This window comes from Pedobacter sp. (assembly GCF_965249885.1).
Classification (GTDB): Bacteria; Bacteroidota; Bacteroidia; order Sphingobacteriales; family Sphingobacteriaceae; genus Pedobacter.
In genome coordinates, this window is sequence record NZ_OZ252254.1 from 515,800 (window position 1) to 539,945 (window position 24,146).

26 protein-coding genes and 1 tRNA gene are annotated in these 24,146 nt (G+C 37.9%); 18 read left to right on the forward strand and 9 right to left on the reverse strand.

Going from position 1 to position 24,146, the window contains the following annotated elements; all coding sequences use genetic code 11:
• Positions 1 to 60: 60 nt before the first annotated feature.
• Together ACY2A0_RS02170 and ACY2A0_RS02175 are read left to right on the forward strand one after the other, a co-directional pair.
• Entirely contained in the window at positions 61 to 1,293 is a 1,233-nt protein-coding gene (locus ACY2A0_RS02170) for a glycosyltransferase (RefSeq protein WP_461787967.1), read from the forward strand.
• 28 nt (positions 1,294 to 1,321) lie between these two features.
• On the forward strand, positions 1,322 to 1,585 hold the full coding sequence (locus tag ACY2A0_RS02175) for a hypothetical protein (RefSeq protein WP_461787968.1): 264 nt from the start codon (positions 1,322 to 1,324) through the stop codon (positions 1,583 to 1,585).
• Between the two features lie 86 nt (positions 1,586 to 1,671).
• Here the strand turns inward: ACY2A0_RS02175 and ychF are convergent, their stop codons facing one another.
• Entirely contained in the window at positions 1,672 to 2,766 is a 1,095-nt protein-coding gene (gene ychF / locus ACY2A0_RS02180) for a redox-regulated ATPase YchF (protein ID WP_461787969.1), read from the reverse strand.
• A gap of 312 nt (positions 2,767 to 3,078) precedes the next feature.
• Between ychF and ACY2A0_RS02185 the strand changes: the two genes are divergently transcribed.
• Positions 3,079 to 3,339, forward strand: coding sequence for a hypothetical protein (locus ACY2A0_RS02185; protein ID WP_461791228.1), 261 nt, complete (start codon positions 3,079 to 3,081; stop codon positions 3,337 to 3,339).
• A gap of 20 nt (positions 3,340 to 3,359) precedes the next feature.
• Positions 3,360 to 3,533: a hypothetical protein gene (locus ACY2A0_RS02190; protein WP_461791229.1), complete on the forward strand. Its 174-nt coding sequence runs from the start codon at positions 3,360 to 3,362 to the stop codon at positions 3,531 to 3,533.
• Here ACY2A0_RS02190 and ACY2A0_RS02195 read toward each other — a convergent pair.
• The 3 genes from ACY2A0_RS02195 to ACY2A0_RS02205 form a co-directional block, all read right to left on the reverse strand.
• Positions 3,530 to 4,447, reverse strand: a complete 918-nt coding sequence (locus ACY2A0_RS02195) for a serine hydrolase (protein ID WP_461787971.1) — start codon at positions 4,445 to 4,447, stop codon at positions 3,530 to 3,532. The two genes, ACY2A0_RS02190 and ACY2A0_RS02195, sit on opposite strands and share 4 nt — an antisense overlap.
• A gap of 152 nt (positions 4,448 to 4,599) precedes the next feature.
• Positions 4,600 to 4,923, reverse strand: coding sequence for a DUF3276 family protein (locus ACY2A0_RS02200; RefSeq protein ID WP_461791230.1), 324 nt, complete (start codon positions 4,921 to 4,923; stop codon positions 4,600 to 4,602).
• A 101-nt stretch (positions 4,924 to 5,024) separates the two neighbouring features.
• Positions 5,025 to 6,806, reverse strand: a complete 1,782-nt coding sequence (locus ACY2A0_RS02205; RefSeq protein WP_461787973.1) for an ABC transporter ATP-binding protein — start codon at positions 6,804 to 6,806, stop codon at positions 5,025 to 5,027.
• Positions 6,807 to 7,051: 245 nt separating this feature from the next.
• On the opposite strand from ACY2A0_RS02205, the gene ACY2A0_RS02210 reads away from it, so the two are divergent.
• The 11 genes from ACY2A0_RS02210 to ACY2A0_RS02260 all read left to right on the forward strand — a co-directional run bounded on the left by ACY2A0_RS02210 (position 7,052) and on the right by ACY2A0_RS02260 (position 16,309).
• Complete coding sequence (locus tag ACY2A0_RS02210) at positions 7,052 to 8,140, forward strand: Glu/Leu/Phe/Val family dehydrogenase (protein WP_461787974.1); 1,089 nt, start codon at positions 7,052 to 7,054, stop codon at positions 8,138 to 8,140.
• 57 nt (positions 8,141 to 8,197) lie between these two features.
• Entirely contained in the window at positions 8,198 to 9,148 is a 951-nt protein-coding gene (gene nusB, locus ACY2A0_RS02215) for a transcription antitermination factor NusB (RefSeq protein WP_461787975.1), read from the forward strand.
• 56 nt (positions 9,149 to 9,204) lie between these two features.
• Entirely contained in the window at positions 9,205 to 9,663 is a 459-nt protein-coding gene (locus ACY2A0_RS02220; RefSeq protein ID WP_461787976.1) for a DUF1573 domain-containing protein, read from the forward strand.
• An 85-nt stretch (positions 9,664 to 9,748) separates the two neighbouring features.
• Positions 9,749 to 10,057, forward strand: coding sequence for a preprotein translocase subunit YajC (gene yajC, locus ACY2A0_RS02225; RefSeq protein ID WP_461787977.1), 309 nt, complete (start codon positions 9,749 to 9,751; stop codon positions 10,055 to 10,057).
• Between the two features lie 102 nt (positions 10,058 to 10,159).
• Positions 10,160 to 11,083 (forward strand): YbbR-like domain-containing protein, encoded by a 924-nt coding sequence (locus ACY2A0_RS02230; protein WP_461791231.1) that lies wholly within the window; start codon positions 10,160 to 10,162, stop codon positions 11,081 to 11,083.
• The gene (coaE, locus tag ACY2A0_RS02235) at positions 11,083 to 11,688 is read left to right on the forward strand and encodes a dephospho-CoA kinase (RefSeq protein WP_461787979.1); all 606 of its coding nucleotides are present in this window, start codon (positions 11,083 to 11,085) and stop codon (positions 11,686 to 11,688) included. Before ACY2A0_RS02230 ends, coaE begins: the two co-directional genes overlap by 1 nt.
• 40 nt (positions 11,689 to 11,728) lie before the next feature.
• Positions 11,729 to 12,676, forward strand: coding sequence for an MBL fold metallo-hydrolase (locus tag ACY2A0_RS02240; protein ID WP_461787980.1), 948 nt, complete (start codon positions 11,729 to 11,731; stop codon positions 12,674 to 12,676).
• 13 nt (positions 12,677 to 12,689) lie between these two features.
• Positions 12,690 to 12,845 (forward strand): DUF5522 domain-containing protein, encoded by a 156-nt coding sequence (locus tag ACY2A0_RS02245; RefSeq protein WP_461787981.1) that lies wholly within the window; start codon positions 12,690 to 12,692, stop codon positions 12,843 to 12,845.
• Positions 12,846 to 12,934: 89 nt separating this feature from the next.
• Positions 12,935 to 13,423, forward strand: a complete 489-nt coding sequence (locus tag ACY2A0_RS02250; RefSeq protein ID WP_461787982.1) for a TspO/MBR family protein — start codon at positions 12,935 to 12,937, stop codon at positions 13,421 to 13,423.
• Between the two features lie 47 nt (positions 13,424 to 13,470).
• The gene (locus ACY2A0_RS02255; protein WP_461787983.1) at positions 13,471 to 15,780 is read left to right on the forward strand and encodes a patatin-like phospholipase family protein; all 2,310 of its coding nucleotides are present in this window, start codon (positions 13,471 to 13,473) and stop codon (positions 15,778 to 15,780) included.
• A gap of 1 nt (position 15,781) precedes the next feature.
• A complete protein-coding gene (locus ACY2A0_RS02260; protein WP_461787984.1) occupies positions 15,782 to 16,309 on the forward strand; it encodes a hypothetical protein in 528 nt (175 codons plus the stop codon).
• A 150-nt stretch (positions 16,310 to 16,459) separates the two neighbouring features.
• Here ACY2A0_RS02260 and ACY2A0_RS02265 read toward each other — a convergent pair whose 3' ends face one another.
• The 3 genes from ACY2A0_RS02265 to ACY2A0_RS02275 form a co-directional block, all read right to left on the reverse strand.
• On the reverse strand, positions 16,460 to 16,630 hold the full coding sequence (locus ACY2A0_RS02265; protein WP_113639047.1) for a spore protein: 171 nt from the start codon (positions 16,628 to 16,630) through the stop codon (positions 16,460 to 16,462).
• A gap of 37 nt (positions 16,631 to 16,667) precedes the next feature.
• A tRNA-Cys gene (locus ACY2A0_RS02270) sits at positions 16,668 to 16,738 on the reverse strand.
• Positions 16,739 to 16,855: 117 nt separating this feature from the next.
• Positions 16,856 to 17,596 (reverse strand): TrmH family RNA methyltransferase, encoded by a 741-nt coding sequence (locus ACY2A0_RS02275; RefSeq protein WP_461787985.1) that lies wholly within the window; start codon positions 17,594 to 17,596, stop codon positions 16,856 to 16,858.
• Here ACY2A0_RS02275 and tamL point away from each other — a divergent pair.
• Positions 17,587 to 20,004 (forward strand): translocation and assembly module lipoprotein TamL, encoded by a 2,418-nt coding sequence (gene tamL / locus ACY2A0_RS02280; RefSeq protein ID WP_461787986.1) that lies wholly within the window; start codon positions 17,587 to 17,589, stop codon positions 20,002 to 20,004. The two genes, ACY2A0_RS02275 and tamL, sit on opposite strands and share 10 nt — an antisense overlap.
• A gap of 36 nt (positions 20,005 to 20,040) precedes the next feature.
• Here the strand turns inward: tamL and ACY2A0_RS02285 are convergent, their stop codons facing one another.
• Positions 20,041 to 21,069, reverse strand: coding sequence for a quinone-dependent dihydroorotate dehydrogenase (locus tag ACY2A0_RS02285; RefSeq protein WP_461787987.1), 1,029 nt, complete (start codon positions 21,067 to 21,069; stop codon positions 20,041 to 20,043).
• Between the two features lie 159 nt (positions 21,070 to 21,228).
• Here ACY2A0_RS02285 and ACY2A0_RS02290 point away from each other — a divergent pair, with 159 nt between their 5' ends.
• Both ACY2A0_RS02290 and hscA read left to right on the forward strand, forming a co-directional pair.
• Positions 21,229 to 21,654: a VOC family protein gene (locus ACY2A0_RS02290; protein WP_461787988.1), complete on the forward strand. Its 426-nt coding sequence runs from the start codon at positions 21,229 to 21,231 to the stop codon at positions 21,652 to 21,654.
• A gap of 99 nt (positions 21,655 to 21,753) precedes the next feature.
• Complete coding sequence (gene hscA, locus ACY2A0_RS02295; protein WP_461787989.1) at positions 21,754 to 23,613, forward strand: Fe-S protein assembly chaperone HscA; 1,860 nt, start codon at positions 21,754 to 21,756, stop codon at positions 23,611 to 23,613.
• Between the two features lie 85 nt (positions 23,614 to 23,698).
• Here hscA and ACY2A0_RS02300 read toward each other — a convergent pair whose 3' ends face one another.
• Complete coding sequence (locus tag ACY2A0_RS02300; protein ID WP_461787990.1) at positions 23,699 to 24,145, reverse strand: DUF2059 domain-containing protein; 447 nt, start codon at positions 24,143 to 24,145, stop codon at positions 23,699 to 23,701.
• Position 24,146 lies beyond the last annotated feature (1 nt).

The following is a 24,146-nucleotide window of genomic DNA, read 5'->3' on the forward strand; positions in this document are numbered from 1 at the left end:
AGAACAACATTAACAAAATAAATCTGTGTATCTGTGGTTAATAAACCGCAACTTTGCATCATGGCAAGAAAAGTTTTATTCATTGGATTGGTTTGGCCCGAACCTACTTCGTCGGCAGCCGGCACTCGAATTATCCAGTTAGTTCAACTGTTTTTAGCCAATGGCGATGAAGTACATTTCGCTTCAGCCGCATCTAAAAGTGACTTTAGTTTCGATTTATCTTCACTTGGGGTTAAGGAACATGCCATTATTCTCAATCATCATTCGTTTGATACTTGGGTGGCAACGCTAAACCCTAATACTGTAGTTTACGATAGGTTTATGATTGAAGAACAATATGGTTGGCGAGTGCAGCAACACTGCCCCAATTGTTTGCGCATTTTAGACACTGAAGATTTACATTTTCTGCGTTATGCAAGGCAACAAGCTTTGAAACGTAATGCAGCGATAGATCTTGTTAATGACGTTACGAAGCGAGAAATTGCTTCCATTTTGCGCTGCGATTTATCTCTTATCATTTCCCTAAAAGAAATGGAAGTACTTCAATCGTTTAACATTAGTGAAGATTTATTTTACTACCTCCCATTTTTAGAAGACACACTTGAGTCGAAACAAAACTGCCCTAGTTTTGATGAAAGAAAGGATTTTGTATTTATAGGCAATTACTTACATGAGCCCAACTGGCAAACGTTACAATATCTTAAAACAACGATCTGGCCTTTATTAAGAAAGGAAGTTCCGCAGGCATCTTTACATATTTACGGTGCCTACATGACTGAAAAGGTTACCCAACTGCATAATCTAAAAGAAAACTTCATCATTCACGGCAGAGCTGAAAATGCCAGAGCAACTATTGCTAGGCATCGCATTTTGCTGGCTCCGCTCCGATTTGGTGCCGGTGCAAAAGGTAAATTCATTGACGCTATGCAAACTGGAACGCCTATAGCTACCAGCACTGTTGGAGCTGAGGGGATGGCGGTGGATTTAAGCTGGCCCGGAGTTATTAGTGATGATGTAAACACTTTTTTAAACCAAGTGGTAAATCTATATCAAGATCAAACAGAATGGTTAAAAGCACAGCAGAATGGATTCGAAATCATTAAACACATGTATGCGAGAAGTGCTTTCGAAAAGCCATTTATGGATGAGGTTACACGACTAGAAAATAAGCTTGCGGCGCATCGTAAAAACAACATTTTAGGCGAAATTATGTATCACCATACCTTACAAAGCACTAAATATTTATCCCTGTGGATAGAAGAAAAAAATAAGCATTTAGGGCACGACAAATAAATTGATTGATCAAATAAAATATTAGCACATGAGCTCGAAAAATCTAAAAGAACTTAGCGAACAAGAACTTAAGCAACGACTTAAAAAAATAAAAAGCGGCAAAATTATAGATGCTGGACTTGTTGGATTAACCATTGGTGTTGTAGCCTACAGTGCAGTAGCAAATGGTTTCAGTTTCTTCACTTTTTTCCCGCTGATAATTACTTATGCGATTGTTAAAAATGCGAAGAACAATGCTATTTTGGAGAAGGAAATTGAACGAGAAATCCAATCAAGGCAATCTGCCCAATAGTTCAAAAACTACATGCATAAAAAAAGCTGTCTAAAACCAAACTTCAAATTGGAACTTAGACAGCTGTTTTAATATGATTTAAATCGTTATACGTTGAATCTGAAGTGCATGATATCACCATCTTCAACTACGTAAGCCTTTCCTTCAACACCTAGCTTACCTGCTTCTTTACATGCATTTTCTGAGCCTAAAGTTACGAAATCATTATACTTGATCACCTCGGCACGGATGAAACCTTTCTCAAAATCGGTATGGATTACTCCAGCTGCTTGTGGCGCCGTAAAACCTTTGGTAATTGTCCAAGCTCTTACTTCCTGCACTCCCGCTGTAAAATAGGTATATAAATCCAACAATCTGTACGCCGCTCTAATTAGCTTGTTTACACCTGATTCATCTAAGCCTAAATCCTGCAGGAACATTTGACGTTCGTCGTAGCTTTCCAATTCAGCAATTTCCGACTCGATTTTAGCAGAAATAACTAGTACCTCCGCGTTTTCATCAGCTACTGCCGCTTTCACTAAGTCTACATATTTATTGCCACTTACTACTGAGCCTTCATCTACATTACAAACATACATTACAGGTTTCTGCGTCAACAATCCCAAGCCAGCAATCTCTTCAAAATCTTCTGGTGTAATTGGCGCCGTACGTGCTGATTTCCCTGTTTCTAAATGATTTTTTATTGCAGAAAGAATGTCGAATTCCTTCTTTGCATCTTTATCATTCTTAGCCTGCTTTTCGATTTTTTGGATACGCTTAGTTACTGTATCTAAATCTTTCAACTGCAATTCAGTATCGATAATTTCCTTATCACGGATTGGATCAACAGAGCCATCAACGTGAATGATATTGCCATCATCAAAACAACGTAATACATGAATAATGGCATTTGTTGCCCTGATATTGCCTAAAAACTGGTTACCTAAGCCCTCTCCTTTCGAAGCGCCTTTAACCAAACCAGCAATATCAACAATTTCTATAGTGTTAGGAACTACACGTTGTGGATTTACCAATTCTGCCAATTTATTTAAGCGCTCATCTGGAACGGTGATTACACCAACATTTGGTTCGATTGTACAAAACGGAAAGTTAGCAGATTGCGCTTTTGCGTTTGATAAACAGTTAAATAAAGTAGATTTTCCCACGTTAGGTAAACCAACTATACCACATTGTAATGCCATGTTTTATTTACGATTTTAGATTTACGATTTTAGTTTGGATAGCCCTCTAAAAATCAAGCCGCAAAGATAGTTAATTGTTTCGTTAGTGCAATGGCTGTTGGTTGTTTGGGTGGTTGATTGTTTAGTTGTTTAGTTGTTTGGTTGTTTAGTTCAAGCATAATTTACGAAGCTTAGAACTGAAAACTGATTCCTGACAACTGACAACTGACAACTAATCCCTAACTCCTAACTCCTAAAAACTGACAACTGATTCCCGACCTACCATTTCCCACTTAGGCAAAAAATAACTAGTTTAGCGACAAAGTAAGAAAAATGGAAGAGCAACAACCCGAAACAAGCCACCAGCCTCAATTAATTGTTACTGAAGATATGCGCAGCTATATTTATGATATGGCTAAATGGGCTAATTTTCTTGGTATTGTTGGCTGTATCTTCGCTGTGATTATGTTTATGGCGGCCCTAACTTTGGGACCTGCGATGAATGCTAATCCAGAAATGGCTAAAATGCTAGGCCAGTTAGGCGCATGGACAGTACAACCATTAGCATTGTATTTCTATTTTATGGCTTATTAATTTTCTATCCAAGTTTCTTGATGCTGAGATATGCAAGCAAAGCCAAAAATGGCGTGTTGTATGGCGAACAAGCTAATTTGGATGAGGCAATGTCGAAGCTGAAATCGCTATTTAAATACTACGGCATTTTGGCAATTATCTTTATTGCCATGTACATAATGATGTTTTTTTCGAAAGTTGCAGGAGTAGCTTAGTGGTATTTCTCCATCCCTTTTGCTGGCTCCCATTTACTTTTCGGCTCGAAATAGTTCCAAAGCAGTTTACTTAAATTCCTGACTAAAACTTCACCTTCGTTTTCATAACGCCATTGGGTATCTTTTTGATTATTGGTAATTACACAGAAAACATAATCACCATGAGGCGCATTTACCAATACCACTTCTGAACGGGAAGCATTAACTGCGCCTGATTTTGAAGCAACTTGAACATAAGGTGGAATTTGCGAAAGCGCTTCCTTATCGAAATAAATTCGAATCAAGTTTCTATAAATGCGTTCTGAAGCGGCAGGACTGATCATTTTACCCTCTCTAATCAATGTAAGCAAGGTCGCCATTTCACGAGGTGTTGTTTGTCCCCAGCCATATTTGCGTTGGTTTGCTTGTCGATCAGGCGTACGGGAGTTAACACGTGTATATTGAAAGCCGTACTTCTCCATTAGCTGATTAATTGCCAACCCGGTACCGGCCAAACTTTGACACCACAAACTTGCCGTATTATCACTAGTGGTAATCATTAGCATCAGTACTTTCGCAAGCCAAATTTTCTCACCGCTTTTAAACGAGCCCAAAATATCTTCGCCTGCGTACAACAAACTGTCTTTATAAACCAGCTGGCTATTGTACGCTAATTCCCCCTTTTCAATCTTGTCAAAAATCCCACAGGTAATTGGAACCTTGATCATACTTGCCGTTGGAAAAACAGAATCTGCATTTAAAGTAGCGATCTTACCAGTCTTTAAGGACTTAACATATATCCCAACATCTCCATTGAAACCTTTTGCAAGATCATTTACCATTTTTGTCAGCTTTTGATCCACTTTTTCGCTTTGAGCAAAAGCTGTAAAGTATAAAAGGCTAAAAAGGAAAAATGCGTAGAACTTCTTCATCATTATTTTAAGGATTTTCACCATCATTGCGAGGAACGAAGCGATCTTAAAGCTTTTGTGAATGTATATAGAGTGCTTCGTACCTTGCAATGGCGAATCTAGATTAAACAAAAAATCCCTTCCAAATGGAAAGGATTCATTTTATTTTTTATCGCTTAGAACGAAAAATCATCATCTGTTTTGGCTGCATATTCTGGGTTATCAGAATACTCGTAGCGTTTTTCTACTACTTCCTGACGAGATTTAATATAATCAACAGTTTCAGTTAAGCCTTCTGTAAATTTTTCGAAATCCTCTTTGTACAAGAATATTTTATGCTTTACGAAAACGCCATCTTCTAATCTTTTCTTACTCTCGGTTAATGTAAGGTAGTAATCACCTGAACGTGTAGCTTTTACGTCAAAAAAATAAGTACGTTTACCAGCTCTTACTTTCTTAGAAAAAACCTCTTCTCTCTCTTTGTTGTCGAAATCTCCCATTTTATTGTGTGTGTAGTGTGGTTTTGGTTGGGGTAAATATAATGTAATAATTTCCAACTTTCAAAATAGAAATTACAGTTATAACGCTTTTTTTTGAGATTTTAGTTATTTTCCTCTTCCAATAGCTGATTTTGGTACATTTCAGCATACATTCCGTTCAGCTTCAACAGCTGCTGATGCGTACCTTCTTCTACAACTTCACCGTGATCCAATACCAATATTTTGTCTGCATTTTTAATGGTAGAAATGCGATGCGCTATCAAGATACTTGTCCTTCCATTCATCAATTTACCTAAATTAGATAAAATTTCCTCCTCAGTTTTAGTATCAACGGCAGATAGGCAATCATCAAAAACTAGCATTTGCGGAGCCTTGATTAATGCCCTAGCGATGGAGACACGCTGTTTTTGCCCGCCTGAGAGCGTAATCCCTCGTTCGCCCAACATCGTTTCAAACTGATGATCGAAGCCAATAATATTATGGTACACCGCCGCATTTTTTGCAGCTTGTTCAATTTTCTCATTGCTTACGCTATCCAACCCAAAGGCAATATTGTTCTTAATGGTGTCGGAAAATAGAAAAACTTCCTGTGGTACATAACCTATTTGCGAGCGATACTGCTGCAGGTTCAGCTTTTTGGGCGATTTGCCTTCAACAAAAATCTCTCCGGATGAAGCGTCATACATCCGAATAATTAAGTTCGCTAACGTAGACTTACCAGAACCAGTCCGCCCAATGATTGCCACGAACTCACCACTTTTAATATCAAAACTTACATTTTTTAACGCTTCAATTCCCGTATCAGGATAAGTAAAACTTACATTTTTAAAGCTGATATTTCCTTGCAATTGTACTTCCTGCACACCAGAATTGATGTCGGGCACAAGTTGTAAAAACTCATTGATACGTTTTTGCGATGCGGCTGCACGTTGAATGAGCGTTGTAACCCATCCAAGCATGGTTACAGGAAAAGTAAGTTGATTTACATAAAAGATAAATTCAGCAATATTTCCTGGCGTAATTGCTCCATCAATTACCTTGTTTCCACCAATATAAATGGTTAAAATTGTACTTAAGCCTACCAAAAGCAGCATTGCCGGATAAAAAAAAGCCTGCACCCGCACTAAATCCATCGAGTTATTTTTATATGCGTTACTTTCCTTGGCGAAGATATCTTGTGCATACTTTTCTCTAACATAAGATTTAATCACCCTAATTCCTGAAAATCGCTCCTGTACAAAACTGGATAGCCTAGAAAGTTGCTCTTGAATTTTTTCGCTTTTATGGTTGATGATGGTATTGACGTGATAGATGACGATCACCAAGATTGGAAGAGGTAATAAGGTATAAATTGCTAAGGTACGATTTACCGAAAACATGAAATAAATCACCAAACACGATTGCACCGTTGTGTTAATAGCGTACATAATTGCTGGACCTACGTACATGCGCACCCTATTGACATCTTCTGTAGCTCTATTCATTAAGTCGCCGGTATTATTGCGACGATAAAAACCTAAACTTAGTTTTTGGTAGTGCGCATATATTTCATTCTTCATGTCGTATTCAATATGCCTCGACATTAAGATGATGGTTTGTCTCATAAAAAACAAAAACAAACCTCTGATGAGATAAAGCATCAAAATTAACGCCCCAAAAAATAACAAGCTATAACTGAAAATATCGTACACCAACGCCTGCCGGTCGAAGCCCGCATAAAGCCTATAAACCTGAATGTTCTCGGTAATCAAATCGAAAGCTTGACGAATTACCTGCCCAGGGACAGTCCCGAAGATATTTGAAATAACTACAAAAAGTATCCCTGGCAAAACTCGCCATTTGTATTTTACAAAATATTTATTGAGAAAGAAGAGATGCTTCATGGTGGAGCAAAGTTAGTGAATTAGTTCGTTTGTAATTTGGTTCATTGGTCATTTGTTCATTGGTCATTGGTTCATTGGTCATTGCTTATTGCTTATTGGTTCATTGATGATTGTTTATTGTTTATTGCTTATTGGTTATTTGTTATTGTCCCTTGCTTCATTGGTTATTGTTTATTTAAAATACGCTTAGCTTAAATGATTTTTTTGTTTTAGCTTTGCATCGTAGGTCCCAACAGTTATTTGCTATGCCAGAAAACAATTCTTCTAACCCCTCGATTTTAGAGCAATTAAGCCTTTCTGGCCATAAAAAAGTAGTTTTCTGCAATGATTTAGCTACCGGACTAAAAGCAATTATTGCCATTCATGATACCACTTTAGGCCCTGCGTTAGGCGGTGTTAGAATGTGGAACTATAACTCTGAAGCCGAAGCTCTTGAAGATGTATTACGTTTGTCCAAAGGCATGACCTACAAAGCCGCTGTTGCTGGCTTAAATGTTGGCGGTGGCGCAGCTGTAATTATTGGCGATTCAAGAAGACAGAAAACTGAAGCTTTGATGCGCAGTTTTGGACGCTTTGTTAAAAACCTTAATGGCGAGTTTATAGCTGGAGAAGACGTAGGTACCACAGTGCGTGACATGGAATACATCCGTATGGAAACCCAGCACGTAACAGGTGTACCTGAATCACTAGGCGGCGCTGGAAACCCGGCTCCATATTCTGCAAAAGGTGTTTACTTAGGAATTAAGGCAAGTGTAAAAGAAATTTTTGGCACCGATGAACTTGCTGGTCGCTCAGTAGTGGTACAAGGTACTGGAAATGTAGGTGAACATTTGGTTGAACTGCTTCGCAACGATAACGTTGAGGTTTACGTGAGCGATATTAACGAAGACCGTATGCGTGTGATTGCCAGAAAATACAAGGCAAAGGCAATTGATGCAGACAAAATTTTCACGATTGCGGCTGACATTTACGCTCCTTGTGCTTTAGGCGCAACCATTAACGACAAGACCATAAAAACAATGAAATTCTCCATTATTGCTGGTTCGGCAAACAACCAACTGGCAAACGAGAGTACACATGGACAATTACTTCACGAAAAAGGCATTTTGTATGCTCCCGATTACCTAATCAACGCTGGTGGTATCATTAGCTGCTATTCGGAACTTACAGGCTACGGCCGTAAACGCACCATGCAATTAATAGACAATATTTACGATGCTACCAGAGAAGTGATCAAATTATCAAAAGCAGAAAATATACCTACTAATTTAGCGGCGGCCCGCATTGCCGAAAAACGTATTGAAGACATTAAAAAAATCAAATCATCATATTAATAATTTATAACTTTATAACACACACGAGGTATTTTTACCGCAATCGTTCTTACATTCATGTTAAACAGAAGGCACCTTAGAATTAAAGCCCTGCAGAATATTTTTGCTTGGCACACTACCGAAAAAAGAGACAGCTTAGGCAGTCAGAAATTGTTGATGAAGAGCATCGACGAGGTCTATCAAATGTATATCTCAATGTTAGCATTAATAGTTGACATTACTGATTACACTGCCCATGACGCTATTGAAAGAGCCAACAAGCATTTGCCAACGGCCGAAGATTTAAATCCAAACCAAAAATTACTGCACAATAAATTTGCTAACGTATTAAAACATAATCCAGAGTATGTTGCAGCCGTTAACAAATATCAAATCAACTGGTTTTCCGATCCAGAATTGGTTAAATCTGTTTTCAATAAATTAAAAGAAAGCAAAGAATACCAAGACTATTTAGCAGAAGATTTCGAAGAAACTTTGGAGAGTTCAAAAGAAATTATCAAGTTCATTTTCCGAAAAATGCTACTGAAGAATGTAAATATCGTTCAAACTTTTGAAGATAAATTCATTAACTGGCCAGTGGATCGGGAAGTGATGCAAGGCATGGTCGCAAAAACCATCAAAAACTTCGAATCGGAAGACCCTTTGAAAAACAAACTTACACCAATAAGTGCCGATTGGGCAGAGGATAGCATTTTTGTGAAGGACTTATTTGCCTATACATTAAAAAACGACGACAAATATCAAGAGTTAATTGCCGAAAGAACAAAAAACTGGGAATCGGAACGTATTGCACTAATGGATACCATCTTAATGAAAATGGCCATTTGCGAGCTGATGAACTTTCCTTCTATTCCCGTAAAGGTTACCATTAACGAGTACTTAGATTTATCAAAAGATTACAGTACGCCGAAAAGTAATACATTTATAAATGGTATCTTGGACAAGATTTTAAACGATCTAAAGAAAAATAATAGCATTAAGAAAATAGGTAGAGGATTGGTTGAATAGCCTTACTTAAAGTAAAGCTTAGTTTTATCCGACACCTAACTTTAAAGAAAAGCATAATGAAAAAACTTTTTTTTGCAGCCATTTGTGCAGCAGCATTTACCGCTTGCCAAAACAATAGTAAAACTGCCGACACGGCAAACAATTCAGCGGCCGTAGCCAACCAAGCTAACAGCTCAGAAAATTCGGCGATTGCAGATCCCGACGCTCCAAAAGTGCAAGTTGAAAAAGCAGTTTATGAGTTTGGCGAAATTAAGCAAGGTGAAAAAGTTAGCTACACTTTTAAATTCAAAAACATAGGCAAAACTCCTTTAATCATCACTAACGCCTCGGCAACTTGCGGCTGCACCCAACCAGAGTACCCGAAAGAACCAATTAAACCTGGTGATGAAGGAACAATTAATGTAACATTCAATAGTGCCGGAAAAGAAGGCTTACAAGATAAAGTAGTGACTATCACTTCCAATGCAAATCCAGCTTTTGAGCAATTGCACTTGGTGGGCAATGTTAAGAAATAACGCAGTTAACCGTTTTAAATGAATAGTTGTCCGGCGGCAACAAACAGTTGACAGATAATCAATAAACAATAAAATAAATTAAATAATGGTATCAACAGTAATTTTACAGGCTGGCGGTCAAGGTATGCAAACTATCATCATGTTCGGATTGATGTTTGTTGTAATGTACTTTTTCATGATCAGACCTCAAATGAAAAAAGCAAAAGACCACAAGAAAATGATAGCAGAACTTGGTGTTGGCGATAAAATTGTTACGACGGCAGGCATTCACGGCAAAATTGTAGGATCAAACGAAACTACATTTTTAATTGAAGTAGAAGGCGGCACCAAAATTCGTTTTGATAAGTCGGCTATTTCATTAGATGCTACAAAAGCAGCTGCACCGAAAGCATAATTTCAATAGAATTATCATAGCAACTTAATAAGGCCACTTCGATACCGTCGGAGTGGCTTTTTTTTGTACTTTTACGTTATGCCGTTTATCAAATTAACCAAGTTGGAACAAAAACGCTTCGGCACTGTGCTATTGTGCATTTTTTGTGCAATTGGCGCTTGGTTGTTTTTGGCGCTCAATAAGAAGTATCCCTATCAGGTGCAAACTGAGCTGTTATACAAAGACGAACCCCAGGGAAAAGCGTTTAAAGCCTTGCAGCCGGACACAGTAGATCTAAAAGTTGAAGGGAGTGGCTGGCAACTTCTATTTGCTCGTTTGAGAATCAATCCGCCTTCTGTAACGGTAAGCTTGCAGAAATTAAACAGTAGAAGTTATGTGGTCTTTTCGGAGCAGTTGGAACAGATCAACAAACAGCTCGGAAGTTCGCAAAAGGTAATCTCGGTAATGCCCGACACGCTTTATTTTGATTTCTCCAAGCGCACCAACAAGCGTGTGCCGCTGAAACTAATCTCAAAACTGAGTTTTCTACCACAACACGGCGTGGCGAAGCCCATTCAACTCAAGCCTGCTTATGTTAACATATCCGGACCTAAAGAAGAATTGGACAAGATACACATTTGGCATACGGATAGCCTAAAGCTAGAAAACATTGAAAATAATGTAGATACCAGAATCAACATCTTAAAAAATGCCATTAGCAACGTAAGCGTTTATCCTACCAATGTGGGCGTGAGAATTCCGGTAGATGAGTTTACGGAAAAAACTATTGAAGTGCCATTAACGCTTTTGAATAACAAAGAGTATTACGATGTGAAGCTTTACCCTAAAAAGGTTAAAGTAACTATTTTGGTGGCATTGTCCAACTATTCGAAAGCAGACGAGGATGCTGTAAAAGCTGCCGTTGATTTAAATGAATGGAAAACATTAAATCACCGTAAACTCTCGGTAAACGTCCGTCAACTTCCGGCATTTTCAACAGTAGTTCGTATAGAACCTCAAAACGTTGATTTTATTATAGAGAAGTAATGTTGAAGATTGGAATTACTGGAGGAATAGGCAGCGGAAAAACAACCGTTTGCAGAGTTTTTGAGACATTGGGAATACCAGTTTTTTATGCTGATACGGTGGCCAAACAAATCATGACCACCGATTTTACTTTGATTGAGGGCATCAAAACCACCTTTGGTTCAGCAAGTTATTTTGAAGATGGCAGCTTAAACAACAAGCACATTGCTGGTATTGTATTTAACAACGAAGCTGAACTTGCAAAACTGAATGCATTGGTGCATCCAGCTGTCTTCAGAGCCTTTGATACTTGGGATGCGCAACTTCCAAAAACCATCCCCTACTCGTTAAAAGAAGCTGCGTTGTTGTTCGAAAGTGGTTCCTACAAAATGTGTGATAAAAATATTTTGGTAACTGCGCCAATGGCCGTTAAAATTGCTCGTGTAACAGCACGTGACAATGTTAGCGAAGAACAGGTTTTAGTGAGAGTGAGCAAACAATTAAAAGACGAAGAGAAGATAAAATTAGCAGATTTCGACATCAACAACACCGAAAGCCAATCGGTTATTTTACAAGTTTTAGCATTACATAAAACATTTTTGGCGCTTGCTGCTTCTCACAAATAATTTCTAAAAACAGCGCTGCTCCAAACAGGCTAACATATAAATGAATAATATCCTACAAGACTTCATTGAACTAACTAAGGCGGGATTATACTGCCGTTACGGTGATTTTTATTTAGACCCACAACAGCCAGTTACTCGGGCAGTAATCTCACATGCACATGGCGATCATGCTTTTAGCGGAAATCATCAAGTTTATTGCACAAAAGCCACTCAGTTGTTCATGCAACATCGTTATAAAAAATTTGCCGCTGCAGATTTTCATATCATTAACTATCGCGAGCAGTTTAGTTTAAATGGCGTAACCATCACCTTCTATCCTGCGGGCCATATATTGGGTTCAGCAATGATTTTAATGGAATATAGCGGCATTAAGTACCTTTATACAGGCGATTACAAAACAGAGGCAGACGATACCTGCGAAAGTATTGAATTCATAAAGGCTGATGTTCTGATTACGGAAACGACTTTCGCAAATCCTGAATTGGCACATCCAAATGCTGCAGAAGAAATCAGGAAACTAAACACGGTGGAAAGTAACATCATGCTAGGTGCCTACGCTCTTGGGAAGAGTCAGCGTTTAATTGCGCTGATTAACCAATACTGCCCGGATAAAAAAATCTTAGTTCATCATAGCATATTGCCTTTTGTACATATTTATGAACAACTTGGCATCAAACTAGGAAAATATCAACCCTACGACCGCAAAGTAATGAAGCAGCAATTAACGGGTAATATTTACATTGTACCACCCATGGTTTTTAACAGTTACATTAGAGCGATTAACGTGGTAAGAGTGTTTGCAACTGGTTGGCAGCATTTACAAAAAGGGAACGGACTACATTTGTATATTTCTGACCATGTGGATTGGCAGGGTATTATTAAGACAATCGAGGCTGTGAATCCTACTGAGGTTTGGACTTTGCATGGCGATGGAAATCAACTAAAAAATCATTTTGAGAACAAGCTTGTGGTAAAGATATTGAACTAATTGCAACAAGAGGATGAAGGAAGGAGAAGACTTTTATTTCAATGAAAACGGATTGATGGTTTTTACCAAAGCTTACCACCTAAAGCGGGGCTATTGCTGTAAAAACAAATGCAAGCATTGCCCGTGGAATTTTGGCAAAAAGAAAATCGATAAATCAAAGGACAGCTAATGTTAGGTAAACTGACTGGCAAAAAACTGCATAGTAATTTTTATTTTACAATTAAACAGCTTAGCTAGCAGATTGTTAACTTAGAAATTATGGCCACTAAAAGTCCAATACCTAACGCATTTGCCTTTTTAATCTGTATTGCAATTCCTATTGGAATAGGCTTTTTTGTAAGCTCAATTACCATCGACTCAATAAAAACTTGGTATGTAACGTTAAACAAACCCTCGTTTAATCCACCTAATTGGGTATTTGCTCCCGTTTGGACTACATTGTATGTATTAATGGGCGTAGCTTCTTATCGCGTTTGGTATAGGCGAAAAGCAGTTGATGGTTTCAAATACGCCGCTATCATCTACTTCATACAATTGATTTTAAACTTCTCATGGTCGCTCATTTTTTTCGAAATGAGGCAAATTGGACTAGCCTTGATTGAAATCGTTTTACTTCTCTTTGCCATCCTTTTCAACGGATTTATTTTTTATCGCTTTGATAAATTGGCGGGTTGGTTATTCTTACCCTATTTTCTTTGGGCGTGCTTTGCTACCTATTTAACCTACACTATTTTTATCCTTAACTAAATAATAACTAGCTTAAATTAAAGAAAATAGGTACTTTTATAGGTAACATGCGCTACAAAAGTATCTTAATCTTATTGCTTTTTATCTCTTGTATTCAACTTAAAGCACAAAAAGTTGGATTGGTACTTAGTGGTGGCGGTGCAAAGGGACTGGCGCATATCGGAACCTTAAAAGCACTGGAAGAAAACAAAATTCCTATCGACTACATTACTGGCACGTCAATGGGAGCTATTGTTGGAGCAATGTACGCTGCCGGTTATTCGCCCGCACAAATAGAAAAAATAGCGCTTAGCGAAGATTTTCAAAATTGGGTAAGCGGCAGATATCAAAGTGATTACAGCTTCTATTTCCAAAAATCACCTCCTAATCCTACCGCTATTACCGCAAAAATGGCCATTGATACGAGTTTACGGTTAAGCTTTAGGCCAAACCTAGTTAATGATATCCCACTTAATTTTGCTTTGTTAGAACTGTTTTCGCAGGCATCTGCCGCTGCTAAAGATAATTTCGACAACCTAATGGTACCTTTCAGATGCATGGTTTCGGATATACTTTCACAAAAGAGTATCACCGTGGGTAACGGAAGTTTAACCGAAGCGGTCAGAGCTAGTATGTCGGTGCCTTTGGTCTATCGACCTATCAAATTAGATGAACAATTTGTTTTTGATGGTGGAATTTACAATAACTTTCCAGCCGATGTCATGAAAAAGGAATTTAACCCGGACTTCATTATTGGCGCCAACGTTTCTTCCAAAACTTTTAATGAATATCCAAAAGATGATGACCGAATTGTTAATCGCTTCTTCATTTACATGTTTTTAGCAAAGTCAGATTCTACTTTGGTTGGCAAAAACGGCGTATATATTGAACCTAATTTGGCAGCTTATAGCGCTACTAACTTTACGCCGGTAGCAGAGCTGATTAAGCAAGGCTACGACGCAACTATGGCCGAAATGGACAAGATTAAAGCAAGAGTGAAAACGAGAACCAGTGCAAGGGAGCTACAGAAGAAAAGGATTAATTTCAACAATAAAAAGTCGGAGCTTATTTTTAGCAATATCATTGTTAAAGGTGTAAACTCGCAGCAGCGCAAATATGTGGAAAGGTTATTTAAGAGTGACAACGAAAGCTTCAACTTAAGTGACATCAAAAGAGGCTATTATAAATTGGTAGCGGACGAAGTATTTGAAGCGATTTATCCTAAAATTACCTATGATGCCAACACAGATAGCTATAATTTTGAAATTGTAGCACAGCCAAAAAAAAGCTTAAAGATCGATTTTGGAGGCAATATTTCTTCCCGTCCCATCAGTAATGTTTATTTGGGCGTACAATATAATTATCTGAACAGAAAGGCCTATACTTTTGCTACCAATTTTTACTCTGGACGTTTTTACGAATCAGCGCAATTAAGTGGCAGAATTGATTACCCTAGTAAATTACCACTATTTTTAGGAGCTGAGCTTACTTACAATCATTGGAATTACTATAGCACCAGTAAAATTTTTGTAGAGAATCCTTCGCCGGTTTATATTGATCAAGCCGACCGTAAAATTGACTTAAAATTTGGAATGCCATTGAACAAGAATGGCCGGATGGTACTCAATGCAGCCTTTATCAACAACAGTGATAATTACAGCCCTACCGGAGATTTTACCGTTGGCGATATTTTAGATCGAACGGTGTTGAACGGTTTTAGAACGGGACTGACCTTTGAGAAAAACTCCCTCAACAGGAAACAATATGCTACCGCCGGAAGAAGCATTTACGCAAGTGTAAACTTTACCACTGCTAAAGAAAACTTCACTCCCGGAAATATTGCAAAAAAGAGCGCAGGATTAAATCCATTAGTAACTGGTAATTTTAGACAATGGTTTCAAGCAAAAGTGGCTTATGAAAATTATGGACTACATACTAAACGATACACGTTGGGCTATTCGCTTGAGGCAACGGTATCTAACCAGCCATTATTTAACAACTATTACGCAACGCTATTAGCTGCTCCAGCATTTTATCCGTTGCAGGATAGTAGATCAACTTTTTTGACCAATTTCAGAGCTTTTAATTATGCCGCCGCTGGAATAAAAAATATCATTAACCTGCATAAAAAATTTGATTTACGTGTGGAAGGTTATGTATTTTTACCTTATCAAGAATTTAAAAAAATAGGACTTCAACAAGTTGGCTTCGAAAACACCATTAGTAAATGGCGTTATGCAGGCACCACGGGTTTAGTATATCAATCTCCGCTGGGGCCCATTAGTTTTAGTTACAATTTATATGATGATACCAAACGCCGCCATAGCGTATTGTTACATATTGGCTACCTTATTTACAACAAACGATCTTTAGAATAAAATGAGACTTTTATTTTTTGCTGCTTTTTTCCTTTTTGCAATTAATGGCTTTTGTCAAACTGCAGGTATCAACAATTTTATCGTAAAAGAAAGCTTATTAAAAAATAGCAAGATTGCTATAATAGCTGCCGATAGCCTTGAAAATCCGATAGAGAGCGTCAATGGCACTTACACCTTCAGCGTAAGCGGCTTCACCCAACAATTAAATTTTAATGATGGCGTAGCAATTTTGCCTTTACCTATAGACAAGTCAACATTTGTATATATTAAACATGAAAATGACAATGGTACCCACAGCAAGTTGCTTTATGTTTATAAAAAGAGTAATAACCTCAACCCAATTACCATTAGTAGAATTTTCTTCATCATTATTCCCCTATTGATATTGATTTTGGTTTTTGCCTTCAAGAAATTCATTTACCTGGGTGTTATTCTATTCTTGATTTTCTTTTTCTTCAGTTATAGTAACGGGCTAAATATCTCTACTTATTTCGAAACTATTTTTGATTACTTAAAAGGGTTGATTTAGATATCGGGAGCCAAGGATTAGTGGCTAGGTGTTAGTAATCAGCAGTACATTACATTTATAAAGCCAACTTGAAAACATCGCAAATGGCTTAAAACAAAAAAGGTTCTACAAATTTGTAGAACCTTTTATAATTAGGTATGGACCTAAAAATTACTTTGCTAAAGAAGCTAAAACAGCGTTGTTTTTAGCTAATTGATCTTTAGTTGATTGCTTTGAACGGCTACCTAACTCTAGGTTAGTTGCCAATTTCAAGTTTTTTACTTCTAAACGAGAAACAGTTTTATTGTATCTGTCTTTTCTTTTTAATCTGGTAACTGCCATGATAATAAGCTTTTATGTCTTTTAATATTCAATCTTGAGGTCGAGAGCGGATTCGAACCGCTGTACAAGGTTTTGCAGACCTCTGCCTAGCCACTCGGCCACTCGACCTTATTTTCAAGGTTGCAAAAATAGCAATTAATCGTAAGCTTGCAAAAATATGTTCACTTTTATTTTCAAAAAACAACAATATTAAAGATAGCTTAAGTTGAGCTTCGCTACGGTTTCCTACTCCCTTCTTAATTCGCTGCAAAAAATTGCTGCTGAAACCGCTACATTTAGTGACTCTGCCGCACCAAAACGAGGAATCGTTACTGGTACATTAATTTTTTCTATCAGCTGTTTAGCTATTCCATGCCCTTCGTTTCCAAGTAAAATCACCCCCTCTTTGCCCCAGTTGGTTTGATAAATATCATTTCCGTTAAGTAAAGCCCCAAAAATTGGCAGATCAACCTTATCCAAAAAACCGCCTAAATTGGTATACGAAATAGTCACCCTACATAAAGATCCCATGGTAGACTGTACCGTTTTCGGATTGTAGGCTTCAACTGTATTTTCAGAGCAAATGATATTTTTAATGCCAAACCAATCGGCCGTTCTAATAATTGTTCCAAAATTCCCGGGATCCTGTACATCGTCTAAAACCAATGAAAATTGATTTTTTAGCAGCGCAATATCTAAGCTTTTTGCTGATGGAATGTGTACTAAAGCCAATATACCTTGTGGCGTTTGTAGTGTACTAATCTTTTGCAACTCAGCATCGCTTACTTCAAATAAGTTTATATTTGTAGCAAATTTAGGTAGCTGAGCTAAAACATTCGAAGTAAAGTAAACGCTATGTAACTGATAATCAGAATTTAAAAATTCTATAATAGATTTTATACCTTCGATAATAAAAATTCCGTTTTCTTTACGGTACTTTTTTTGATGGAGCGATTTAATAAAACTGATCTGAGATTTTGAAAGCATATAAAAACTACAATAAACAGGACATTCAACTTCTTGCAATATTACTATTTATTCTTGTTTTTATAGCAGGTTGTGCCTCAACAAAGTATATTGAAGATTACCAAGCCATTGTTAAAAAAGTAAAGATAGACAGCATAGCACCTGAATATGAGGAAGCAGCTTACACCTATGTACAAAACGATATTAAACCCATTGAAGGCTTAGGTATCAATGTGTTCATCTATAATTTATTTAACACCAAAAACGGGAAGTATAAAAAAAATAACATCAAGCCTTTAGGTAATCCTCCTCCAATACTAGACAGTACACTGGTAGAAATATCTCGAAGCCAGATAGAGAAATTTTTAAAAAGCAAAGGATTTTTCAATGCAACAGTAAAGTCGGATATAAAAGTTCGTAAAAAGAAAGCTACGTTGACTTTTACTGCCAATACTGGCGCACCTTTCATGGTGAATAAACTTAGCAATGAAATTCCCGATAGCACGGTAAAATCCCTGTATCTCAACAATAAAAATAGCTTTTCACACTTGAGCGTGGGCATGCAGTACGATGAAGATTCGCTATCTTATGAACGTGAGGAAATTTATAAATTAATGCGTAAAAATGGTTATTACGATTTTGTAAGACCTTATGTTCGTTTTACGCCAGATTCTAACCAAAACAACAATAAGGTTAGCGTAAAACTGATTATAGATGACCCAATAGATAGTACAGATACCCACAAAATTTATCGCATTGGTGAAACAAACATATTAATAGCACCAAGTACAGAGGGATTTACTGACTCCATCACTTTCAACAAAAGAAGTTTCAACGGAATTCGTTTTACAGACTTATCTGGGAAATTCAGAAGAAATCCGATTGTGCGGTACGATTTCCTAAAACGGGGGGAGATTTACAACATAGACAATGAAACGCTTACTTACGACAGGCTTTACGAGTTAAACGTATTCAAAAATGTAAAAATCGAGTACCTAAAAAATAAAGATACAGCTGGTGTAATAGACCCAGTTATTTTGTTGATTCCTCAAAAGAGAATGAACAACAGGATTGAAGGTGAAATTCCGTTTAACAATGCTACTGTAGGTTTTACGCTGAGTAATACTTATACCAACAATAACTTCCTTAAGGGTGGAGAAAAGTTTCAGTTTCAGGTGAAAGGTGGTCTACAATCTAGGTTTATTGATGGCAGATCGATTTTTTCGGATATTTACCAAAGAGACTTTTCCGTTGGTGCCAGTTTAACAGTTCCCCGATTGATGGTGCCATTCAGGATTCCAACGATGGGCAAAAATGGAATTCCATACACTACTTTTTCTAGTAGTTACCTCTATGCGTTGCAAAAGGACATCACCGTAAGAAGAATTTTTATCAACGCCGTAAGTTACGACTGGGTGGAAACAAAATCTAAACTACACTCTTTAACCCCATTAAACTTTGAGTACCGATTTGGCAGTATACTTATTGATACCGCTGATAAATCAAATATCGAAAAGTATAACGCGAATAAACAGTTGTTTGAGCAAAATTCCTACAACATTACTTTGTTGGGCCGAAAAGATTTCACGTTAGGAATGAAGTATGCTTACTCATTAAATGCGGATAAACTATTACAAAACCGCAGCTTCATTTATTTTCGGGGGAATATTGACATTGCAGGTAATTTGTTACAGGGTATTTCGAGCCTAATGGGCAATAAACACGACCCTTCAAATGGGGATTATGGAACAGTGTTGGGATTGCCATTTAATCAATATGTGAGGCCCGAAGTTGACATTAGGTGGTATAAAAGTCTAGGTGCCGAGTCGCAATTGGTTACCCGTTTAAATACAGGTATTGGCTATGCATACGGCAATTCAACGGCCATGCCTTTCGAAAAGCTATTTTATGCCGGAGGTTCAAGTGGCGTTAGGGCTTGGCAGGCACGTACGTTAGGTCCTGGAAACTATAACCGTGAGGTAATTACTAGCCAAGAGGCCAGAGCGTCTTCGTTTGGACTAGACCAATTAGGGCAAATGAGAATCGAAGCAAATCTAGAGTATAGATTTTTACTGGCACGAAAATTTTGGGGCGGCAAGCTTAACGGCGCCACTTTTATTGATGCAGGAAATATTTGGAACATTGCAAAAGGAAATACGCAATCACAAACCTATTTTAAATTTGATAAGCTTGGCGATCAAATTGCCATCGGTACGGGCTTAGGTTTTAGATATGATGTGCAGTTTTTCGTGTTCCGTTTTGATGTTGGCTTGAAACTAAAAGACCCTCAATTTGCCGCTGGCGAGCAATGGGTAATCAGCAAGTTCATTAATGGAGGTAAAACCTTTAAAGAAAACTATTTGGCTACACACAGTCCAGATCGATATCGATTCCTACAATACAATTTTGGTATAGGAATGCCTTTTTAGATACTTTGAACCAAATAAGCTTGCCTGTTACACCTACTAAATCAGCGACTTACAAATACTTTTAATCAATCCGGGACCTTCGTAAATGAAGCCAGTATATAATTGAACTAAAGCAGCGCCTGCTTCCAATTTTTCTTTCGCATCTTCTGCAGAGTGAATTCCTCCTACGCCAATAATGGGAAAAGCATTTCCAGATTTTTCGACAAGATATTTAATCACTTCCGTTGAACGCTTGGTGAGTGGCTTTCCACTTAAACCGCCCATTTCGTTTTTTATCTTTTCAGGTGCATACAAGCCATCCCTCCCAATAGTGGTATTAGTAGCAATAACTCCAGCAATTCCGGTAGTTTTTACGATTTCGATAATATCGTTTAGCTGATCATCCGTCAAATCTGGTGCAATTTTGAGTAGTATCGGTCGTGATATGCTGTTCTTTAAATTTCTCTTCTGTAAGGTATTCAAAAGCTCCATCAACGGCTCTTTTTCTTGCAACGCCCTCAAACCTGGCGTATTCGGCGAACTTACATTTACTACAAAATAATCTACAACATCAAACAGTCGATCAAAACATTTGATGTAGTCATATACGGCATCTTCGTTAGGTGTATTTTTATTTTTGCCAATATTTCCACCAACAATAATCTCGGGATGACGATCTTTTAACAAACGTAAACGCTCTGCCATGGTATCTACCCCTTTGTTGTTGAAGCCCATTCGGTTAATCAATGCAGCATCTTCTGGGAGACGAAACATCCTAGGTTTATCATTTCCGGGCTGAGGCAAAGGCGTTACTGTACCTACTTCAATGAAGCCGAAGCCTAAATTGCTCAGTGCTTCAACATACTCACCGTTTTTATCAAAGCCTGCAGCTAAGCCTACCGGATTTTTAAACTTCAGGCCAAAAACTTCTCGCTCTAAACCTTTAAAGCTTACGTCGAAGCTTCCTCGCAAAACCGATTTACCAAAAGGGAAACTATCATTGAACCATTTAAGGCGTTTAACCACAAAATGATGCACATTTTCGGGGTCGAATTTGAAGAATAAGGGCTTTACCAAACGATACATACTGCGAAGATAGTAAAAAAGGAAATTTTATGATTTCCTTAATTTATTTTTAAAAATCCCAAAGCATTTTTTGCCGCAAATCTCCCTTTTCTTTGACGCTTTTATACCCCTTTCAATATCAAATCATGCTATACTTTTGAATAAATAAAACACAAAATCATGGCAATTATTAACCCGCACATTAACTTCAATGGAAATGCAGAAGAGGCATTCAACTTTTACAGATCAGTATTTGGAGGAGAATTCAAAAAGATCATTCGCTTTAAAGATTTAGCCAACGAAAATTTTCAGGTTGCTGAGCACGAGGCAGATAAGATTATGCACATTGCCTTACCTATTGGTGGAAACTTTTTAATGGGTAACGACGTACCAGAAGTATTAGGCCGTACCAACGAAAATGAAAACCGAAGTAAAATAGTAATTAACGCTGAAAGTAAAGCCGAGGCAGACAAACTATTTAACGGACTTTCTGCAGGCGGCAATATCGAAATGCCCATTGTTCACAGCCCCTGGGGAACTTACTTCGGAATGTTTAGAGACAAGTATGGCGTAGAGTGGATGGTAGAATTTGATGCTAGGAACTAATTGATGGATATTTAATAGGATAACAAAACCTTACAACAATTTAACAAATCAAGCTAAAAGCAATTCCAAAACGTTCGAACATTCTCGTAACTTTGCCGAATGGCAAAAATATCCATTAATCTGGCGACGGGTTCATTACAAAAAGAAGAGATTATTGTAGGAATTGATTTAGGAACTACCAATAGCTTGGTGGCTTTTATCAACCCTGAGCAACAGCCGCAGGTAATTAATGACGCTGGCAAAGGCGTATTAGTGCCTTCTGTAGTGCATTTTAATGAGCAGGGCGATGCAGAAGTAGGCAATGAAGCCAAAGCATTTTTAACTACAGATCCTACCAATACCATTTTTTCTGTAAAAAGACTGCTAGGCCGTTCGTATAAGGATGTTGCTGAGCACAGCGATATTTTTAGCTACAAAATCATTGATGATGAGAGTGACGCTTTGGTGAAAATTAAAGCCGGAGATAGGTTTTACACCCCTATCGAGTTGTCTGCGGAGATTTTAAAGGAACTAAAAGCACGTGCAGAGCATGCCCTAAAAACTCCGGTTAATAGAGCGGTGATTACCGTTCCTGCTTATTTTAACGACAGTCAGCGCCAAGCCACACGCGATGCAGGCAAGCTTGCAGGCCTCGATGTATTGCGTATTGTGAACGAGCCTACCGCAGCTAGTTTAGCTTATGGTTTAGGTTTGGATCCATCGCAACAAAAAACGATTGCCGTTTACGACTTAGGTGGTGGTACCTTCGATGTATCAATCCTTCAAATACAAAATGGCATTTTTGAGGTATTGAGCACCAATGGTAATACTTTTTTAGGTGGTGATGATTTTGACCGTGCCATTTTCAACTATTGGGCGGAGCAAAATAAGCTTGACACCGCAATTTTGGCTCAAGACAATACATTAACTCAAAGTTTGCGCTTACAGGCCGAGGCAGCCAAAAAAGCGTTGAGCACCCAAAATCTTTACAACGAAAAACTGGGAGATATTTGGTGCAGTTTAGACAAGCAGACGTTTGAAGGCTTAATTTCAGCAAAAGTTCAAGAAACTATTGAAGCTTGTAAAATGGCTTTAAAGGATGCCGAATTAAGCGTGACCGACATTGACGAAGTAGTTTTAGTTGGTGGTTCTACACGTACCCCATATGTTAAAAAAGCCGTAAGCGATTTCTTCGGAAAACCAGCTCACGACAATATCAATCCTGATGAAGTTGTGGCTTTGGGAGCCGCTATTCAAGCGGATATTTTGGCCGGAAACCGTTCGGATATTTTATTGCTGGATGTAACGCCTTTATCGCTGGGTATTGAAACAATGGGCGGTTTAATGGACGTCATTATTGCTCGTAACAGCAAAGTGCCTACTAAAGCTGGTCGACAATATACCACCTCCGTAGATGGGCAGGTAAACATGAAGATCTCTGTTTACCAAGGAGAACGAGATTTAGTAAAGGAGAACCGAAAACTAGCGGAGTTTGATTTAAAAGGAATTCCTGCAATGCCTGCTGGCTTACCTAAAGTGGATATCAACTTTTTGTTGAATGCTGATGGCATTTTAACAGTTCAAGCGATTGAATTACGCTCGGGCGTGAAGCAAGAAATTGAAGTTAAACCTAGTTATGGTTTAAGCGATGAAACCGTAGAGAAAATGTTGATTGACAGCATCACCAATGCCAAAAGTGATGTAGAGCAACGGATGTTGATTGAAGCACGCAGCGAAGGTGAACAATTGGTGTATACCGCAGAACGTTTCATTGAAAAAAATGGCCAATTACTCACCGAAATTGAGGTTGCAGATACCAAACAACATATTGACCGTTTAAAAGATGCTCTCGGAAGTGGCGATAAAGACACAATTCTTAAAAAGACAGATGAACTGAATGAATTTACCCGTCCGTTTGCGGAAAGAGTAATGGATACAGCGATTGGCCAAGCAATGAAAGGCAAAAAAATTGATGATTAACGAAAGTTAAATCATCTTTAAAGCTATGTATCGCGTGTTGAAGCAAACGATACATAACTTTCTAGCAAATTTTAATAGTCTCAACTTACTGACCGAATGCTTTTTGCATCATTTGGGTAAGCTCATCTTTATGTTCCTGAACTGCAGCTTGCCCCATTTGCATTCCTTTAGTGGTTAAAACACTTACTTTGCTAGCGTATTTTTTTCCAGTTGAAGAAGAATAAAAGGCAATCAAGTCCTTTAACTCTTGCTCCGAAAATTCATCCGCATACAATTTTGCCATTTTAGGTTTCAGTACATCATAATTAAAATACTTAGCCATAAATTCTTTCATCACACCGATAAATTTTTCTCGATGTTCTTGAGGTACTGACCCAGTTTGAGTTTGCAGCATGCTGTTCACTACATCGTCGAAAGAACTTCTAGCTCCTGAAACTTCTAAAAACTGCTCGCTTACTTTTAAATGTTGTGCTGTTTGCGAAAAAGCGGCACATGGGAGCGCAATTAATATTGCGATAAATAGTTTCTTCATA

Bases quoted from the DNA above. Each gene is read 5' to 3' on its own strand.
- ACY2A0_RS02170 (WP_461787967.1), top strand. From the start codon at position 61: ATGGCAAGAAAAGTTTTATTCATTGGATTGGTTTGGCCCGAACCTACT.
- ACY2A0_RS02175 (WP_461787968.1), top strand. From the start codon at position 1,322: ATGAGCTCGAAAAATCTAAAAGAACTTAGCGAACAAGAACTTAAGCAA.
- ychF (WP_461787969.1), bottom strand. From the start codon at position 2,766: ATGGCATTACAATGTGGTATAGTTGGTTTACCTAACGTGGGAAAATCT.
- ACY2A0_RS02185 (WP_461791228.1), top strand. From the start codon at position 3,079: ATGGAAGAGCAACAACCCGAAACAAGCCACCAGCCTCAATTAATTGTT.
- ACY2A0_RS02190 (WP_461791229.1), top strand. From the start codon at position 3,360: ATGCTGAGATATGCAAGCAAAGCCAAAAATGGCGTGTTGTATGGCGAA.
- ACY2A0_RS02195 (WP_461787971.1), bottom strand. From the start codon at position 4,447: ATGATGAAGAAGTTCTACGCATTTTTCCTTTTTAGCCTTTTATACTTT.
- ACY2A0_RS02200 (WP_461791230.1), bottom strand. From the start codon at position 4,923: ATGGGAGATTTCGACAACAAAGAGAGAGAAGAGGTTTTTTCTAAGAAA.
- ACY2A0_RS02205 (WP_461787973.1), bottom strand. From the start codon at position 6,806: ATGAAGCATCTCTTCTTTCTCAATAAATATTTTGTAAAATACAAATGG.
- ACY2A0_RS02210 (WP_461787974.1), top strand. From the start codon at position 7,052: ATGCCAGAAAACAATTCTTCTAACCCCTCGATTTTAGAGCAATTAAGC.
- nusB (WP_461787975.1), top strand. From the start codon at position 8,198: ATGTTAAACAGAAGGCACCTTAGAATTAAAGCCCTGCAGAATATTTTT.
- ACY2A0_RS02220 (WP_461787976.1), top strand. From the start codon at position 9,205: ATGAAAAAACTTTTTTTTGCAGCCATTTGTGCAGCAGCATTTACCGCT.
- yajC (WP_461787977.1), top strand. From the start codon at position 9,749: ATGGTATCAACAGTAATTTTACAGGCTGGCGGTCAAGGTATGCAAACT.
- coaE (WP_461787979.1), top strand. From the start codon at position 11,083: ATGTTGAAGATTGGAATTACTGGAGGAATAGGCAGCGGAAAAACAACC.
- ACY2A0_RS02240 (WP_461787980.1), top strand. From the start codon at position 11,729: ATGAATAATATCCTACAAGACTTCATTGAACTAACTAAGGCGGGATTA.
- ACY2A0_RS02245 (WP_461787981.1), top strand. From the start codon at position 12,690: ATGAAGGAAGGAGAAGACTTTTATTTCAATGAAAACGGATTGATGGTT.
- ACY2A0_RS02250 (WP_461787982.1), top strand. From the start codon at position 12,935: ATGGCCACTAAAAGTCCAATACCTAACGCATTTGCCTTTTTAATCTGT.
- ACY2A0_RS02255 (WP_461787983.1), top strand. From the start codon at position 13,471: ATGCGCTACAAAAGTATCTTAATCTTATTGCTTTTTATCTCTTGTATT.
- ACY2A0_RS02260 (WP_461787984.1), top strand. From the start codon at position 15,782: ATGAGACTTTTATTTTTTGCTGCTTTTTTCCTTTTTGCAATTAATGGC.
- ACY2A0_RS02265 (WP_113639047.1), bottom strand. From the start codon at position 16,630: ATGGCAGTTACCAGATTAAAAAGAAAAGACAGATACAATAAAACTGTT.
- ACY2A0_RS02275 (WP_461787985.1), bottom strand. From the start codon at position 17,596: ATGCTTTCAAAATCTCAGATCAGTTTTATTAAATCGCTCCATCAAAAA.
- ACY2A0_RS02285 (WP_461787987.1), bottom strand. From the start codon at position 21,069: ATGTATCGTTTGGTAAAGCCCTTATTCTTCAAATTCGACCCCGAAAAT.
- ACY2A0_RS02290 (WP_461787988.1), top strand. From the start codon at position 21,229: ATGGCAATTATTAACCCGCACATTAACTTCAATGGAAATGCAGAAGAG.
- hscA (WP_461787989.1), top strand. From the start codon at position 21,754: ATGGCAAAAATATCCATTAATCTGGCGACGGGTTCATTACAAAAAGAA.
- ACY2A0_RS02300 (WP_461787990.1), bottom strand. From the start codon at position 24,145: ATGAAGAAACTATTTATCGCAATATTAATTGCGCTCCCATGTGCCGCT.